We start from the raw sequence: 17122 nt of genomic DNA, 5'->3' as shown, positions 1-17122 counted from the left end.
AGGGCGGCGCCCACGGGGGGCGCCCCCACCCCCCGGGCCCCCCCCCCCCCGCGGCGGGCCCCCCCCCCGGGCGCCACTGGCCCCGACCCCCGACCGGCCCCGCGGCGCCGACGGACCCTACGTTCGAAAGACGCCGGGCGCTCAGGCGTCGGGCGGGTGGGGGGTGCGGCGTGCCACGTACAGGCGGTTGCCCTCCGGGCCGGTCCATTCCAGGCGGACGACGCCGGCCGCCGCAGCGTCGCCCACGCGCGCCGGGTCGGCCCAGTAGCCGGCCGCCGGGTTGCGGAAGAACGTCGCCCACGGCCGGCCGTGGTGGTCGAGGAAGAAGTTGTTGTGGCCCGCGCCCACTCCCGCGGTCCAGCGCTCGGAGTACGGGCCCTCGAACCGGTCGGCGACGGCGACGACGGCGTCGTACTGGTACTGCACCCGCCCGGCGCCCGGGTTGTCGTAGGCGTTGCGCGTGGTCCCGTCCGGGTTGGTCGACGTGCGGTCCCAGGCCGCGTGCACCAGGAAGTACTTGCCGCCGTGCTTGAACACGTAGGCGCCCTCCAGGTAGGGCTCGGGCGTGTACGGCGTCTGCTGGAACAGCGGCAGGTTCGTGGTGGGGACGATGTCCTCCATGTCGTCCCGGAACGGCGCGTACAGGTGGTTGTGCAGCACCAGCCAGGCGTCGCCGTCCTCGGTGTACATGCTGCCGTCGATGTGGTGGTAGGCACCCGGGGCGATGAACGACGGCCCCCCGATGAAGGGGTCACCGAACGGCTTGTCCACGTTGCCCTCGGCCAGCCGGTACGGGCCCTCGGGCCCGCCCTCGCTGATCAGCAGGAACGAGCCGACCTTGGTCGAGTGGTCGCCCATGCAGGCCACGATGTACCAGGTGCCGCGGAAGTAGTGCACCTCCGGGGCCCAGACGTTGCCGCGCTTGCCGAACTGGCCGTGGTCGTCCCAGTACTCCTGCCACGGCGCGACGACCGTGCGGCCGGGGCGGTTCTCCCCCACGAACTCCGGCGACCAGACCTTGCCCTTCTCGGCGCCCGTCGCGGGGTCGGACCGGACAGCCGTCGTGTCGGCGAGCCGCCACGGCCCGCGCAGCGACGGGGCCACCCACAGGAAGATGCCGTCGTTCCACGGCCCGGCTGCCGGAAGCCCCGGGACGCGCGTGGTGCCCGTGGCCACGTAGACGGGTCTGCCGTCGACGACGAAGCAGTTGACGTAGGTGTCCCGGATCCAGACCCGGCCGAGCTCCTCGTCCCGCGGGCGCAGCTCAAGCGGCAGGACGAACGAGTTGTCGTCGCGCGGCCACAGGTCGGCGCGGGTGTCCGCGAGGCCGTAGGGCTCGGGGTCGGGCCAGTTCGCAGGGTGACGGCCGCGTGAGGTGCCGGCGGCTGTGGTGGCGGCGGTGTCGGCGGCTGTGGTGCCGGCCGGTCCTCCGCTGGAGGCCGGGCCTGCTGCCCGCCCTTGCGCCGCTGCGGACGCGGCAGGCCCGGCAAGCCCCGCCACCAGGGAGCCGGCGACCCCGGCGGCACCCGCCAGCACCGCCCGCCGGTCGACGGGAAGACCATTCGCTGGACCTGTCATGGGCACGCCCTCCGTTCCGTGCGCGGCGACGTCGCCGCACGTTCGACGCGACGCTAACCGGCGAAATTTCGCCGCTCAAGACGCGACAGAAAGGTGCGGCCGGGGCTTGGTCCTTGGTCAGGCTCGGGTCGGGCTGAGGGGTCGGGCTCGGGTCGGGCTGGGGGGTCGGGGTCGTGCTCGGGTCGTGCTGGGGGTCGTGCTCGGGTCGGGCTCGGGTCGGCCAGGGGCCGCCTCGGATCGACCGGCGGCCCGTCCTGGGCCCGTCCTGAGCCGGTCCTGGGCCGGTCGGGAGCTGGTGGGCGGCTATGCCGCCCGGTCTTTCACGACCCAGTCCGCGAGGGCCGACAGCGGGACCAGCAGCTCGCGGCCGCGCTCGGTGAGGTCGTACTCGACGCCTGGCGGCACGGTGGGAAAGACGGTCCGGGCGACCAGCCGGTCGTCCTCCAGTGCGCGGAGGGTGCGGGTGAGCATCCGCTGGCTGATGCCGTCCACGCGCCGGTGCAGCTCGTTGAAGCGGTGCGCGCGCTCGGCGAGCAGCATCAGCACGAGCAGCGTCCACTTGTCGCCGAGCATCCGCACCGCGTGCGTGACGGGGCACGCCTCGTACTCCGCGGCCGGCACCCGGCCCGGCATCAGCCCGCCGACGGCGGCGGCGACCATGTGGGCGTCTGGGTGGGGCGCGTCGGGGTGAGGCACACCGGTGTTCCCATCTGACATGAAAGTGCCTTCTTCCGAGAGGTCCGCGGGGAAGTGAGGATCGATGTCGTCACCGTACCCACCACGAGATACACCGCGAGATCCACCGCGAAGAACGAGGAGAGAAGAGTGAGCACTTCCCCCACGATGCTGGTGCTGGGCGCCGGACCCGGGCTCGGCATGTCCGTAGCCCGACGGTTCGGCAAGGAGGGCTACCAGGTCGGCCTGGTCTCCCGCAGCGCCGACCGGCACCCGGGCTACCTCGACGACCTGCGCGCGAGCGGCGTCAGCGCCGTCGCCGTCGCCGCCGACGTCCGCGCGCCCGGCGAGCTGCGCCGCGCGATCGACGAGGTCCACGCCGAGCTCGGTCCCGTCGACGTCGTCTACCACGGGCCGGGCGCGGACAACCCGTCAGCCGCCCCGATCGGCATCCTGGAGACCAGCCCCGACGACGTGCGCGCCGCCGCGGCCCAGGTCGTGGACCCCGCCGTCGAGCTCGCCGGCCTGGTCCTGCCGGGCATGCGCGAACGCGGCAGCGGCGCCATCGTCTACGTCTCCGGGCTCAGCGCGGTCGTGCCGCTGCCGTTCCTCGGCCCCTTCGCCCCGGCCTCGGCCGCCCTCCGCACCTACGCCCTGACCCTCGCCGAGGCCACCGCCCCCGACGGCGTCCACGTGGGCTCGCTGGTGGTCGGCGGGCTCATCGAACGCGGCGACATCCACCGGTTGCTGACGGCTGGTCATGGGCACGCCGGTGGAGATGGCGCTGGTGATGCTGGTGACGACGGCAACCTCGCGGGGACGCCTGGTTCCGATCTGCCCCCAGGGGCGGTGCTGGACCCCGACGACCTCGCCGACTCCGTCTGGCGTCTCGCGACGGGTGCGGAGCGCGAGGTGGTGGCGAACGCGATGGGCTTGTAGGTCACGGCCACCAACCAACGGCAGAGGACGAGGAGCACGGTCGCGCCGCGCCATGGGCGCGACCGTGCCATCTGACCGACACGCGGCACCCTCTAGTGTCGGGCAGCGGGTGCGGTCCGGTGCGGTCGGTCAGGTCGGGTGGTGGTGGTCATGCGGCTGCTGCCGGTGGTATGCCGGTCGGATCGTCGGGCTTGCCGGCGCGCTGGCCGTGGCCCGGGGCCGGCTCCACGGGTGCGGGCAGACCGATCCGGCGGCCGCGGGCATCGGTGAACCCCCACCCCGACTCCAGCAACGCCCCCGCCGTCGTAGTCGTGGTGGGTTTGCCGGCCCAGCGCATCGTGATCCCCCGGGTATCGACCAACTGATGATGGAACCAGCACAACAACGCACTGTTCGACACCGACGTGCCCCCACCATCGGCCCAGTGCGTGACCGCATGATGCACCTCGCACCGCGACGGCGGCTGATCACACCCCGGGAACACACACCGCCCATCACGAGCGATCACCGCACGACGCATCTGCCCCGACACCGTCCGCTGCGCCCGCCCCACATCCAGCACCGCACCATCGGGACCGAACACGACCCGCGTCACCGCACTGTCACACGCCAACCGACGCAACAACCCCCGCGGAACCCGACCACCGGACTCCGTGAACACCGCACCACCCGAACCCAACAGACCAGCACCAGCACCAGCACCAGCACCAGCACCAGCACCAGGCATGCTCGGCCCCGCCGTCGTGGTGGCGTCCGTGAACCGGGTCGGCCCAGCGCCCCGTCCCGGGGTTCCCTGCCCACACGTCAGGCACAACCCGTCCCGGGTCCGGGTGACCTGAGCGACCAGCTCCGACCAGGACACCGTCACGTTCAGATGCGGCGCGATCCCCGCACCCGGAGAGACCAGGTTCGCGTCCAGGGTCAGGCGCGCCAGGTCCGCCAGACCCTGCGCCCGACGCTGCCCCGGGGCCCGGTCCTCGCCCGCAGCCGGGGCACCGATCAGGGCGGTGACCGCGGTGGAGACCAGCAGACCGTGCTCGTCCGTGAGGAAGCCCGCGACGTGGTACCCGCCCAGAGTCTTGGACACGTCCAAGAACTCACCCCGGACGGCCTTGTCGTCCTGCACGTCATCGGTGTCCGGGTCGGTCACCGTCGCGAACCGGCGGGCCACGACCCGGAACTGGTCCGCGTTCAACACACCTGCTTCACGCAGGACCAGACCCTCACCGGTGACCAGGATCCCGTCCTCGATCGCCGTCTCCAGGACGTTCGTGATGGTCTCGCGGGTGCGGGTACCGTCCAAGTCATCAGCAGGGTCGGGCAGGTCCACCGCAACGGTCTGGACGAACGCCTCCGGGGTAGTGGGTTCACCCGTGCGGGTGTCGACCAACCACGCCAACGCGTCCTGACGGGTCTGACTCGTGGGCGCGACCTCGCTCATCACCCGGGCGTGATCCACACCCAGGGTGCCCGCGACCAGGCCGGTAAGGGTCCGCGGGAGGGCCTGGGCCAGGCGGCGGGCGGTCGTCACGTCCTTCCGGGCCGTCGCCGCCGCGACACCCTCACGCAGCCGCAGCCAGGACGTGAACGTACGCGACATGCCACCCGCGCGCCAGGACCCGTCGTCCTCGATCCGGGGCAGCACCGTCAACCGCACACCCTCCAACCGACCGGCCACCCGGCGGACCCTGGTATGGGCCTGCATCAACCTCGTGACCGACGGCGCACCCCAACCCTCCAAGACCTCCGGCGCTACCAGGCCGACCAGCTCGCTCACGGCGGCCTCGATCCGGTCCAACACTCCCTCCAACGACCCCACACCAGCACCAGCACCGATCGGGGGCACACCCCCCGGGCCCGTCTCGTTCGTGGACTCCACTGATGCCACCCCCTGCCCTCGTCGTTCGCCTGACACCATTGTCTCGAACGTTCATACGCACCGCGAGGGACATTTGAAATCTGTGGATAACCGTTGGCGCGCCAGCGAGCGATTGCTGACGACATGCCGATGCGGCGCAGACCACGGCCCCGTGCCGCGCGCGCAGCCAGCCCCACCGCGCTCGGTTACGAGCAGGGCGTGCCGCGTGGTCCGGCCCAGCGCCAACCCTCATCAAGCGGACGGCGGCACCGCTGCACAGCTACTCGGCCGTACGACTACGCAGCCGCACGACTAGACAATCGCGCGGCCACACCACTGCGCATCCGCACCCTCATGCACCAATACAGCAGCCTGTCCCGCCCCAGGAGCACCGCCCGCGCAACAGCGCCCAGGGCCGCCTCAGATCCCGGCCGTCTCGCTCCCCCGCAGGATCGACGTCATCTTCTTGCCGCGGGCCACCTCGTCGACCAGCTTGTCCAGGTAGCGGATCTGCTGCATCAGCGGGTCCTCGATGTCCTCGACCCGGTAGCCGCAGATGACGCCCTTGATCAGGGACACGTTCGGGTTCATCGCCGGGGCCTCGGCGAAGAAGGTCTCCATGTCGATCTCGCTGTCCAGGACACGGCGCAGCCCGGCGTCGTCGTAGCCCGTGAGCCAGGTGATGACCTGGTCCAGCTCGGCGGTCGTATGGCCCTTTCGCTCCACCTTCTGCACGTACATGACGTAGATGCTGGCGAAGCTCATGGCGAAGATCCGGTGTCGTGCCATGGTCCGACACTAACGGAGACCCCTGACATCCCCTGGGGACGCCAGCCGAGCTCGACGACGATCCCCGTCAGGTCGTGCAGCACGCTCGCCGCCCCGGCCGCGACCGCCTCGCGCGCCCGGTCCGGCGTGACGGTGTTCGGGCGGGCGGCGTCGTTGCCCAGACCTGTCCCCCCGGAGCTCCGCGCCCGGCCAGACGACGGCGGTCACGTTGCGCGTCGGCTCACGGTAAGGATCGCCCCGGCGTGGTCGCCGGGGCGTGGCGTCATCGGGCGTGCGGAGAGCGAAAGGGGACGTCTGCACTCTCGCCGGGTTCGAGACGCACCTTCGGCGAACCGGGACCGGAAACCCGGTCCCGGTTCGCCATCACCTCACGCGCTACAGCGTCGGCACCAGCACCGTCATCAGCTCCCCGGACCCCAGGTGCACCAGCGCCTTGCCCGGCGTGACCTGGGTCGAGACCGCGGAGCGGGGCAGGCTCGCGCCGACGAGGTCGCCGTCGAACCGGTCCTGCGGGCTGAGCAGCGCGCCCCGCCGGCTCTTCTTGACGTCGACCTGCCAGCCGGAGAACCCGCTGGCCACCTCGGAGGCGTCGCCGCCGAGGATCAGGCCGCGCCGGTTGTCCGCGGCCGTGCGCAGGTAGGCGCGCAGCCAGGTCTTGGCGGGGGCGTCGGCCACGAGCTCGCCGTCGTCCACGACCAGCACGACCGGCTCGCCGTCCGGGTCGAGGTGCGGCTTGAGATCCTCCTCGGTGATCTCCGTGCCGGTCAGGACGGCCCGCACACCCTCGCGGCCCTCGAGGTCGCGCAGCGGGCTGGGGCGCGGAGCGAGGATGACCACCTGGGTGCCGCCACGCAGCAGCGACTCCGTCATGACGGTCAGCATGGTGGACCGGCCCGACTTGGCCGGGCCGCCCACCAGGAACGCGGGCGCGTCACCGGCCAGGTCCATGCCGAACGCGGTCAGGTCGTCGCCGCCGACGCCGAGCAGCGCCCACATCGGCTGCGCCGCCTCGGGGCCGACGTACTGGTAGGCGGCGTCGACCGTGATCGTGGACGGCAGGTCGTCCACGCGGAACGGCCCGGTGCCGGGCACCACGTCCTCCCGTTCGCGAATCGCCGCCGCCATGACGCGGGCGGCACTGGTCTGGGCGCGGCCGGCCGGGTCGTCGCCGAGGATCGCGACCTGCACCTCCATGCCGCTGCCCGACCGGAACGCGCGGCCCGGTTGGATCTCCTCGGGCAGCTTCTTGTGGTCGATGCCGACCATGCCGTAGTCGAACCGGTCGGTCAGGCGCAGCACGAGCGCGTCGTCGGTCAGCACGCTCATCCGGCTGGAGAGCAGGCTGCGGTCGCCGGCCACCATGAGGTGGATGCCGGCGCTCGCGCCGTCGCGCAGCAGCTCCTGGACGATCTCGACGAGCTTGCCGCTGTCGACCTCGCCGTAGGTGCTCATGAAGCTCTCCCACCGGTCGATCAGCACGAGCACGCGCGGCAGGCGGGTGCCCGGCTCGGCGAGCTCCCGCTGCTCGGTGACGCTGGCGAAGTTGCCGGCGGCGAGCACCTGCTGGCGCCGGCCGAGCTCGGCCTGCAGCCGGGTGAGCAGCCGCTTGGCGCGTTCGGCCTGCCCTCGCTGCACGACGGCGCCGGTGTGCGGCAGCTCGTTGAGGACGGTCAGCGCGCCGTTGCCGCAGTCGATCGCGTACAGGTGCAGGTCGGCCACGGACATCCCGGAGGCCGCGGCGAAGGCGCTGGTGCGCAGCGTCGTCGACCGGCCGCTGCCCGGGGCGCCCACCACGTAGCGGTGCCCGAACTCGTCGAGGTCGATGACGGCGGGCCCCTGGCGCTGGTCGGACGGCGAGTCCTCCACCGCCCAGGCGAACTGGGACTGCGCGCTCGGCTGCACGACGTCTCCGAACGGGAGCAGGTCCGGCAGTGCGGGGAGCCACGGCCGCCGCGGGTCGGCCCAGCCACCGAGGCGGGCGGTCTCGCGCAGCGTCTCGACCAGGGCCGCGAGGTCGGTCTCGACGTCCTCCTGCCGCTTCGCGCGCGGGCGTACGGGTGCGGGCGCGCCGAGGTCGGCCACGGGGATCCGGGCCACGAACGGCGCCTCGACCTGCCCGACGTCGGACAGCGACAGGCGCCGTCCGCCCACGCGTGCCGACTGGAACGGGACCAGGGACGAGTGGCCGAGGCGCGCGTAGGCGCGGCCGGGCTGCGTCTTGGCGATCTCCGCGGCCTCGTTCGCGTCGATGACGTCCTTGGACTCGCTCTTGTCCGTCATGCGCAGGGCGATGCGCAGGTTCGTGTTGGCGCGGATCTCCGGGGAGATGACGCCGGACGGGCGCTGCGTGGCCAGGATCAGGTGGATGCCGAGCGAGCGGCCTCGCTGGGCGATGTTGACGAGGCCGGTGACGAAGTCGGGCAGCTCGCGCACCATGGAGGCGAACTCGTCGATGACGATCATCAGGCGCGGCAGCGTGGGACCCACGTACCCGCGGCCCTGGGCGTCGAGGTAGTCCTCCAGGTCCTTCGCGCCGGCGGCGGCCAGCACGTGCTCCCGGAAGGTGAGCTCGGCGCGCAGCGAGTCGAGCGCGCGCTCCACGAGGTGCGTGTCGAGGTCCGTGACCATACCGACCGTGTGCGGCAGCTGCTCGCACTGGCTGAACGCCGCGCCGCCCTTGTAGTCGACGAGCACGAAGTTCATGGTCTCGGGCGTGTTCACCACGGCGAGCGAGGCGACCACGGTCTGGAGGAACTCGGACTTGCCGGAACCGGTGGTGCCGCCCACCAGGGCGTGGGGCCCGTCGCGCACCATGTCGAGCACGAACGGCCCGTCCAGGGAGACGCCGACGACGGCGGCCGTGCTGCCCTTGCCGGTGGAAGAGATCATCCGCCACCGGGCGACCATCTGGTCGGCGCCGACCTCCTCGATGTCGAGCACCTCCACGAGGCGCGCCGAGTCGGGGATCAGGCCCTCGCCCTCGCTGGCGGTGACGTCGTGCACGGCCGCGACGGCGCGCGCCACGGGCTCGTACCAGTCGTCGTTCACCTCGTCGACCAGGATGGTGCGCAGGTCGTCGGCGTCCTGCCGGCGCAGCGTCATGCCGCCGTCCACGCGGGCGAGCGCCACGACCGTGCACTCCTCCGGCAGCAGCTGCTCGTCGCCGTCCAGGCAGACGACGCTCACGCCGACGCCGGGCCCGTCCCGCAGGATCGAGACGACGCCGGGCAGCGCGCGCAGGCGCCGGGCGCCGTCGAGCACGACGACGACCTGCGGGCCCGCCATGACCTTGCCGCTCGCGCCCTCCATCGCGGCGCGGCGCTGCGTGATCAGGGAGTTCACCTCGGCGACGCGGGCCGCCAGCGTGTCCGTCGTCGTGCCGATCAGCGCGACGGCCTCCTGCCCGAACGCCGGGCGCACGTGCGGCAGCCAGGCCGCCCAGGCCCACTCCTGCACGTGCTCGGAGCTGGTCAGCACGTAGACCTGCACGTCACGCGGGCTCTGCAGCACCCCGAGCTGGCCCACCATCCACCGCGCCCGACGACGCGGCCAGTCTCCCGGCCCCGCCAGGCCGACGACGCCGGCCTCCTTCAGCGGCACCGTGACCGGCACGGACCGCACGGTCGCGCGGGTCTTGCGGCGGTGCTCCGGCTCGGCGCTGTCCTCGACCTCGACGCGGCTGGTCGCGTCCGCGAGCCCGAGGCGCACCGTGAGGTGGTCGCTGTCGGTGCTGCGGCGCTCCCACAGGCGGCGCGTCGGCGTCGTGGCGATCAGCCGCAGCTCGGCGGCGCCCGGGCTGGAGACCCGGCGCCGGTGCTGCTCGCGGCGCACCGCCTCCAGGACCTCCTCCTCCAGCGCGGCCCGCTCCTCGGCGTGCAGCTTGAGGCGCTCCTTGTGCGTGATCGTGCCGTTGCGCTTGGACATCCACCAGTTGCCCCAGCCCATCAGCGGCGAGGCCAGCGCGAACATCAGGTAATACGGCGACTGGAACGCGATCGCCATCACGATGCCCAGGACCGCGGGCATCGCCATGCCGAGCCACGGCAGCGGGTTCCGGGCGGGAGCCACCGGCTCGCTCGGCAGCCGGAAGTGCGTGGGCGGCATCGGCGGCAGCAGCCGCGGCGGACGGTTGTAGTCCAGGTGTCCCGGCTCGGTCGCGGGCCGCAGGTCGGCGTCCGGCCGCGTGGCCGGCTGCACCGTCAGCACGCTCGGACCGATCCGGAGCTGGGTGCCCGCGGGCCACTGCTCCTCGTCCTCGCCCAGCGGGTCCTCGGACCGGTCCAAATGCACCAGCCGGCCGGCCGAACGCGGGTCCGGCACACGCCGCACCCGCACCGCTCCGTCCAGCGCGACGACGACGGCGATCGCCGCCAGCCCACCCTCGCGCGGCTCGTCCACGCGGACGCGACCGTCGGGCCCCACCTGGAGGATCGACTCACCCACGCCGAGCCGGGCCACGGCCCCGGTACCCGTGCCGCCCGTGACACACAGGTCGACCGGGCCGCCCGAGACGCCGTTGCCGGCGTCGGGCTCGCCGAACGTGACAACGGCACCGTCCCGGATCCCCGAGTCGGCGACGAGCAGCTCGGTGCTGCCGGCGAGCGCGTCCCGCAGCCGGCCGTTCACACCGCCGGCGCCGCCGGTACCGCTGGCGCCGCTCGTGCCATGGACGGACCGGTCCTGCACCCCGTGCCCGTGCACGGCGCGGCCGTCCACGTACATCGTGCTGCCGCGCGGCGCGCCCAGCTCGGCGGCGAGCCGCTCGGCCAGGTCCGCCGCCTTGGTGCGCTCGTCCAGGTCCAGGGACAGGAGCGTCTCGCGCGCTCCGTGGCGCGCGGTGATCAGAGCGTGCATGTCATTCGCCTCCCCGCCGCACGGCGGTCTGCTCGTCGAAGCGCACGTCGGGCAGGAACCCGCTGCGCAGCCAGCCGTCGTCGCCGGCGGTGAACCGCCACTTCGCCGACGGCGACTGGCCCAGGACGATCACCACCCAGGTGAACTCCGGGCTCGCGAACCTGGCCGCGAGCAGGTCCTGCTGCGCCGTCGACGGCGCCTGCGACAGGACCAGCACGCCGCCGTCGCCGACCTCGAGCTCCGGCAGCACCTGCTCGATGCCGGACAGGTGCTCCACCTGCTCGGGCCGCGGCAGACCGTTGCCCACCATCACCACGCGCGGGTCGTCCGACCACGGGTTGCCCGTCAGCTCGCCGAGCCAGCGGCGCAGCACCTCGTGCCGTACCCGGGTGGGGCCGTCCAGGCTGATGACACCACGGGCCACGGAGAAGTCGACGAGCACGCGGCCCGTCTCCGCCATACCGAGGTTGACCAGGCGAGCGAACCGGCTGGTCGGGCTCTCGGACGCCGCGCCCGACTGCAGCTTGGCCAGCGGCGCGGACCAGCTCTGCCCGTCCTCGCTCACCTGCCAGGGCTCCGGGGCCGGCGAGGCCGGGTTGGTCAGCCGCAGCCGCATCGAGCTGCCCTCGATGAACACCCCGGTCGTGCCAGGCACCTCCAGGCCGTCACGCTCGCAGGCCGCCATCAGCACCCGCAGCGCGCGGTCGACCGTCCACGCCGCCGACGTGTCGGTACGCAGCAGGCTGTCGTCGAACGGCTCGGCCTGCTTGCGGCGCTTCAGGAGCCACGCGACCAGCAGGCCCAGGAGCCCGATCACCAGTACCCCACCGGCGACCGGGAGGATCACCGGCCACGGCACCACCACGGCCGCCCGCTCAGCGGTCCCGGCCACCTCGTCGGTCGGCGTCGGGCTCGGCTCGAGCGAGGGCGCGGCCGACGGCGACGGGGACGGGCCCTCGTACCCCGGCAGCGGGCCGAACTTCAGGCCCTTGCCCTGCGCGTCCTTCGGCATCCGGAGCACCCAGCCGGGCGTCAGCGTCCTCGGGTCGGTGAGGTACTCGCCGTCGGGCTGGCGGTGGCCCTCGGTCAGCGCGGCGATCTCCGGCCAGCGCTCCCGGTCGCCCAGGAACCGCTCGGAGATGTCGTTGAGCTTCTCGAACGTGCCGTCCGGCGTCTCCCGGACCACGTAGTACAGGACCGACCCGGGCGGGCCGCTGCGGCTCGGCACCGGGGTCGGCGTCGGCGTCGGCGTCGGCGAGACCACGGCCCTGGGCGTGGCGCTCACCTGGGGCTTCGGCTTCGGTTTGGTCGGGGTGGGCGTCGGCGTGGGCTTCGGCGCCCCGTAGACACGCATCTCCCAGATCGAGTTGCCCGCCGTGCCGCTGCGCGCCCCGGAGTACATGCGCACGTACCGGGCCTCGCCGAGGATGTTCATGACGTCGTTGCCGCCGTCACCGGCACCCACCCAGTGCGTCTCCCAGGACTCGCCGTCGGTCGACAGCTCGATCCGGTAGTCCGTGGCGTAGGAGACCTCCCAGTCGATCTCGACCCGGTTGACGGTCGTGACCCGTCCCAGGTCGATCCGGAGCCACTGGGGGTCGCTGAAGGCGCTCGACCACCGCGTGTTCGGGTTCCCGTCCACGGCCTGGCGTGCGGGGAACTCGGGCTTCTCCAGGGACGACGCCACAGCGGGCCGGCCCTGCGAGATCAGCACGGGATCCTCCTGCGCCTGCGCCGGGGCGGGCCCGGCGAGCGTGAGAAGCAGGGCGGTGATCAGAGCCGCCGCCAGGGAGAGCCGGGTGGCCCTCATCGGTTGTTCACTCACCGGCCCGTCGCACCGCCGTCTGCTCCGTGTAGCGGACGTCGGGCAGGAAGCCGCTGCGCAGCCAGCCGTCGTCGCCCGCCGTGATGCGCCACTTCGCCGACGTCGACTCGCCGAGCACGATGACCACCCAGCTGAACCGCGGGTCGGAGAACCGGGCCGCGAGCAGGTCCTGCTGCGCCACGGACGGGGCCTGGGACAGCACGAGCACGCCGCCGGCGCCGATCTCCAGCTCGGGGATGACCTGCTCGATCGCCGTCAGGTGCTCGACCTGCTCCGGCTGCGGCAGGCCGTTGCCGACCATGACCACGCGCGGGTCGTTCGACCACGGGTTGCCCGTGAGCTCGCCCAGCCAGCGGCGCAGCACCTCGTGCCGCGCGCGGGTGGGGCCGTCCAGGCTGATGACGCCGCGGGCGCGGGCGAAGTCCACCAGCACGCGGCCGGTCTCGGCCACGCCGATCGTGACCAGGCGCGAGAAGCGCGCGGTCGAGGCCTCGCTCGCGGGGGCGGCCTGCAGGCGCGCCAGCGGCGCCGACCAGCTCTGGCCGTCCTCGTTGGCCACGAACGGCTCGGGCGCCGGGGACGCGGGCTCGGCCAGCCGCAGGCGCATCGCGCCGCCCTCGATGAAGACGCCGGTGACACCCGGCACGTCCAGGCCGTCCCGTTCGCAGGCGGCGAGCAGCACGCGCAGCGCCCGGTCCACCATCCAGGAGGCCGACGTGTCGGTACGCAGCAGGCTGTCGTCGAACGGCTCCGCGCGGTTGCTGCGCGCACGGCGCACGATGTAGACCACCACGAGCACGAGTGCGGCGGCGACCACGGCGAGGCCGACGCCGACCAGGACGGGCTCCAGCCAGGAGCCGCCGGTCTGCGTGCCGCCACCGGGTGAGGCAGTGGCCTCGGTCGCGCTCGCCTCGGGCGCCGCGCTCGGGCCCGGGAGCGGGCCGTTCTGCAGGCCCTCGCCCTTCGCGTCCTCCGGCATCTGGAGCACCCAGCCCACCGTGACGACCGCCGGGTCGGTGAGCTTGCCGCCGTCGGGCTGCGTGCGGCCCTTGTTCAGCTCGAAGATCTCCTTGTGCCGCTCGCCGTCGCCCAGGAACCGCTCGGCGATCATGTAGAGGTACTCGGGCTCGCCCTCGGGCGTCTCCGCGATCACGTAGTACGGGACCGACGGCGCGGCCGGCTCCTCGGCCGGGGCGCTCGCCTCACCGGCGCCCTCCGCCGGACCGGTCGGCAGCACGCCGATCTGGAGGCCCGCGCCCTCGGCGTCGCCGGGCATCTGCAGGACCCAGCCCGGCAGCAGCACGGCCTCGTCGGTCAGGGCGTCGCCGTCGGGCTGCGTGCGGCCCTTGTTCAGCTCGAAGATCTCCCTGTACCGGTTGCCGTCGCCGAGGAACCGCTGGGCGATGTCGAACAGGAACTCCTGCTCGCCCTCCGGCTTGGCCGGCACCACGTAGTACTTGACCTTCTTCTCGCCGTCCTTCGTGTCGGTGGCGAGGGTCGTGGCGCGGGTGGCACCAAGATCCGTGACGATGCTCGCGACCTGGGCGTTCGACGGCAGAGCGGTCGACGGCAGAGCGGTCGCGACGAGGAGGGCCCCCGCCGCGGTCGTGGACAGGATCGCCGCGGCCAGAGCGGCGGCGATGCGGTGGGGGTGCTGCACGGTTGCTCCGTCTTCAGATGTGTAGCGTCAGTCGGGGAAGGATGGGGCGGGGAGACGCCGGTCCGGGAAGGATCAGCCCGGGCTCACGCGGAGCCGGGGACGCTCCGCTCCGGCAGGTTCATGATGTTGGTGCCGACGCCGGCCCAGCGGAACGTCGTCATCACGGCGTCGAAGAAGAAGACCAGCGCCTCGGCCAGGCGCTCGGTGTTGTGGCTGTTCCAGACCGTGCTGAACGACAGGACCAGCCACTCGCCGTCCACCTCGTCACGCGAGACCGCGTAGAGCACCTGGCGGGTGGAGAGCTCCGGCCAGTCCTCGTCGCGCTTCATCTTGTGCTCGGTGTGCACCACGCGGACGCCGGGGCGGCCATCGAGCTCGACCAGCTCGCTCTCCTCGTACCCGTCCCCGAGGATGCTGGTGACGATCTGCAGCGGGTCGGTGCCCGCGTCGCTGACGACCTCGATCTCGGCGATGGAGGCGGGGATGTGCACGCCCTCCATCGGCTCGGTCGGCAGGTAGACGGCGCCTGTGCCGGCGTCGCGCGCGGCGGCGAGGTTCTTGTGCAGCTCGTCCCGCAGCATGTGCCGGTACGGCTCGGCCCGGTCTCGGGGCAGCGAGTCGGGCAGCGCGCGGGCGACGACCTCCTCGATCGCCGCGTCCAGCTCGCGCTGCTGCCCCTCCCCCGTCGGGAACCGCGCCCAGCCGGGCGGCAGGAGGATGACCCACGCGTCGGTCGGCTTGCCGGCGCGGGCAGGGTTCGTCTCCGCGGCCGCGTCCGGGTTCGGGTCCGGATTCGCGGGCTGCTGGTCGGTCATGTTCCGCTCCGGGTCTGTTCGCTCCGAGCCTGTTCGCCCCGGGTGATCCGGACGGCGGGCAGCAGCTCGTCCAGCGCCGCCCCCACCGCCTCGGCGATGATGATGTCCTGCGTACGCCACAGCAGCACGGTGTCGACCACCGCGTCCGCGTGCTCGGTGCGCCGGCCGAGCCCGACGCTCAGCCACACCTCGGCGTTGTCCGGGTCGAGCTCCATCCGGGTGACCCGGACACCGTCGCCGTCGGGCAGGTCGAGGTACTCGATGTTCGGCGGGTTCACGGGGTTGCCGCCCGTGGCGCCCAGCACCTGCATGAGGGTGTCGTCCTCGGCGCCGGGCTCGCTCAGCGCGACGCTGACCAGCACGGGGACGGGGCCCCGGTCCTGCAGGCCGACCAGGGCGGCGACCCGCGCGTCGGGCGCGACCTGGTCGGCGAACGCCACGAGGTTGGTCACCGACTCGGCGACGTTCCGGTGCATCAGCTCCCGGTCGGCGTCCGAGACGGGCACGCCGAGGTCGATCATCTGGTCCATCGTCGGCTCGACCGAGGCGAGCACCGCCGCGACGACCTCGTCGTGCCACTCGCGCACGACCTCTGCCGGGTCCGCGCTGGACGGAACCGCCGTCCAGCCCTCGACCTCGTCGATGGTCCACGCCCAGTCCCGGCCGGCTGCCTCCACCGTTCCGAGTGCGCTGCTCTCGCTCACTAGATCGGCTCCCCGGCTCCGGTCGTGATGTGGTTGTACTCCCAGTCGGTCGTGCCGGTGAAGTTCTCGCGGGCGTCGTCACCGAACGACGACGCCGGCACGCCGGTGCTCCACGCGCCGGAGACGAAGCCGGTGAACCAGCTGCCGGAGCCCAGGACGTACACCCACGGCTTGACGAACCCGCCGGTGATCCCAGTGATCTTCAGACCGTCGAGGGCGGCGTTGATCGCGCCGAGCTGCTTGATGCCGCCGAGGCCGATGGCCCCGGTGAACGAGGGGATCTTCCAGGCACCCGGGTTGATCTTCAGCAGCGCCTGCAGCTTGGACAGGTTCGTCAGGTTCTCGCTGATCTTGAGCCCGCCGGACAGCACGCGGTTCAGCGCGAACGCGCTGAACGGGCCGTCGATGTTGTTCCGGAAGACCGCCATGCGCTCCGCGATCCGCGACAGGTCGTTCATCCGGATCGCCGTGGCCGACTGGGACGCGGCCTTCGAGGCCTTGACGGCGGCTCCGATCACCTTGGCGACGGCCAGGCCGGCGACGGCGGTGATCACGCCGATGGCACCCCAGATCACGCCCATCCAGCTCTCCTCGCCGGTGGCGGCGAGCACGATGGAGCCGAGCAGGCCCACCACCGCGACGCCGAGCGCCACCCAGGCGAGCACGCCGAGCCCTGGGATGATCATCGCCAGCACCGCGAGCGCCATGCCGATCCAGCCCAGGACCTCGACCAGGCCCTTGAGGAACTTCATGAAGTTGTGGCGGAGCTTCTCCTGCCACGTGTGGTTGAGGCCGTCCTCGCCCCAGTTCTCCTTGATCTTGGTCGCGGCCGCCGAGGCGGCCGTGTCCAGGGCGGTCATGGCGTTGCGGGCCTTGGTCTTGGCCGCCTCCAGCTCACCGTTCGCGGTCGAGATCTTGTCCGCGCGGTTCTGGGACTCGTTCCTCTGCTCGGTGGTCAGGGGTGGCGCGTCGTCCGGCCGGTCCTCGTTCACCGGGTCGGGCAGGCCCTCGGCCCCCTTCCGGGCGGCGGCCGCGTCCTCGGCCATCGTCAGGGCCTTGCCGGTCTCCGAGCGCGCCGTCTCCAGCTCCGGGCGGTACGCCACGAGTGCGGCGTGCACGTCCTCGTAGCGGCCGGCGGCCTTGCCCAGCGCCTCGTGGCTCTCCCGTGCGCGCTTGCGCATCGCGTCGGCGGCCTCGCCCTTGAGCAGGGTCTCGTCGCCGTCGCCGATCTTCTTGAGGAGCGCCGCCTGCGTGGTCATCATCTCGGTGATCTCTTTGTAGTGCTTGATCACCGCGTCCAGACCGGACGCCTCGGCCGGCACAGGGTCGTCGTCGTAGTCCAGCAGATGCCACTCACCCACGCGGGCGGCGCTCATCCAGTCTCCTCAGGGTCGCGCTGGTCGGTTGTGTCTGCGGGTCGTGCCG

11 protein-coding genes are annotated in these 17122 nt (G+C 72.6%); 1 reads left to right on the top strand and 10 read right to left on the bottom strand.

Annotated elements, in window-relative coordinates:
* Positions 1 to 141 precede the first annotated feature (141 nt).
* Both ACH47X_RS09195 and ACH47X_RS09190 read right to left on the bottom strand, forming a co-directional pair.
* The gene (locus ACH47X_RS09195) at positions 142 to 1578 is read right to left on the bottom strand and encodes a family 43 glycosylhydrolase (RefSeq protein WP_397403477.1); all 1437 of its coding nucleotides are present in this window, start codon (positions 1576 to 1578) and stop codon (positions 142 to 144) included.
* A 303-nt stretch (positions 1579 to 1881) separates the two neighbouring features.
* Positions 1882 to 2295: a winged helix-turn-helix transcriptional regulator gene (locus ACH47X_RS09190; RefSeq protein WP_397403475.1), complete on the bottom strand. Its 414-nt coding sequence runs from the start codon at positions 2293 to 2295 to the stop codon at positions 1882 to 1884.
* 108 nt (positions 2296 to 2403) lie between these two features.
* Between ACH47X_RS09190 and ACH47X_RS09185 the strand changes: the two genes are divergently transcribed.
* The gene (locus ACH47X_RS09185) at positions 2404 to 3192 is read left to right on the top strand and encodes an SDR family NAD(P)-dependent oxidoreductase (protein WP_397403473.1); all 789 of its coding nucleotides are present in this window, start codon (positions 2404 to 2406) and stop codon (positions 3190 to 3192) included.
* Between the two features lie 148 nt (positions 3193 to 3340).
* On the opposite strand, the gene ACH47X_RS09180 is transcribed toward ACH47X_RS09185, so the two are convergent.
* The 8 genes from ACH47X_RS09180 to ACH47X_RS09145 all read right to left on the bottom strand — a co-directional run bounded on the left by ACH47X_RS09180 (position 3341) and on the right by ACH47X_RS09145 (position 17073).
* On the bottom strand, positions 3341 to 4837 hold the full coding sequence (locus ACH47X_RS09180; protein WP_397403498.1) for an HNH endonuclease signature motif containing protein: 1497 nt from the start codon (positions 4835 to 4837) through the stop codon (positions 3341 to 3343).
* Between the two features lie 633 nt (positions 4838 to 5470).
* Entirely contained in the window at positions 5471 to 5839 is a 369-nt protein-coding gene (locus tag ACH47X_RS09175) for a DUF2200 domain-containing protein (RefSeq protein ID WP_036969936.1), read from the bottom strand.
* A gap of 375 nt (positions 5840 to 6214) precedes the next feature.
* Positions 6215 to 10693, bottom strand: coding sequence for an FtsK/SpoIIIE domain-containing protein (locus tag ACH47X_RS09170; RefSeq protein ID WP_397403470.1), 4479 nt, complete (start codon positions 10691 to 10693; stop codon positions 6215 to 6217).
* A gap of 1 nt (position 10694) precedes the next feature.
* Positions 10695 to 12503 carry a discoidin domain-containing protein gene (locus ACH47X_RS09165; RefSeq protein WP_397403468.1) on the bottom strand — a complete coding sequence of 603 codons (1809 nt, stop codon included), beginning with the start codon at positions 12501 to 12503 and terminating at the stop codon, positions 10695 to 10697.
* A 7-nt stretch (positions 12504 to 12510) separates the two neighbouring features.
* The gene (locus tag ACH47X_RS09160) at positions 12511 to 14178 is read right to left on the bottom strand and encodes a hypothetical protein (RefSeq protein ID WP_397403466.1); all 1668 of its coding nucleotides are present in this window, start codon (positions 14176 to 14178) and stop codon (positions 12511 to 12513) included.
* A gap of 83 nt (positions 14179 to 14261) precedes the next feature.
* Positions 14262 to 14993, bottom strand: coding sequence for a hypothetical protein (locus tag ACH47X_RS09155; RefSeq protein ID WP_397403464.1), 732 nt, complete (start codon positions 14991 to 14993; stop codon positions 14262 to 14264).
* The gene (locus tag ACH47X_RS09150) at positions 14990 to 15697 is read right to left on the bottom strand and encodes a hypothetical protein (RefSeq protein ID WP_397403462.1); all 708 of its coding nucleotides are present in this window, start codon (positions 15695 to 15697) and stop codon (positions 14990 to 14992) included. The genes ACH47X_RS09155 and ACH47X_RS09150 overlap by 4 nt, the downstream gene beginning before the upstream one ends.
* Positions 15697 to 17073, bottom strand: coding sequence for a hypothetical protein (locus ACH47X_RS09145; RefSeq protein WP_036969926.1), 1377 nt, complete (start codon positions 17071 to 17073; stop codon positions 15697 to 15699). The genes ACH47X_RS09150 and ACH47X_RS09145 overlap by 1 nt, the downstream gene beginning before the upstream one ends.
* Between the last annotated feature and the right edge of the window lie 49 nt (positions 17074 to 17122).

The sequence above is a fragment of the Promicromonospora kroppenstedtii genome (genome assembly GCF_044389675.1).
Classification (GTDB): Bacteria; Actinomycetota; Actinomycetes; order Actinomycetales; family Cellulomonadaceae; genus Promicromonospora; species Promicromonospora kroppenstedtii.
This window is presented reverse-complemented; position numbering and strand designations above follow the sequence as displayed.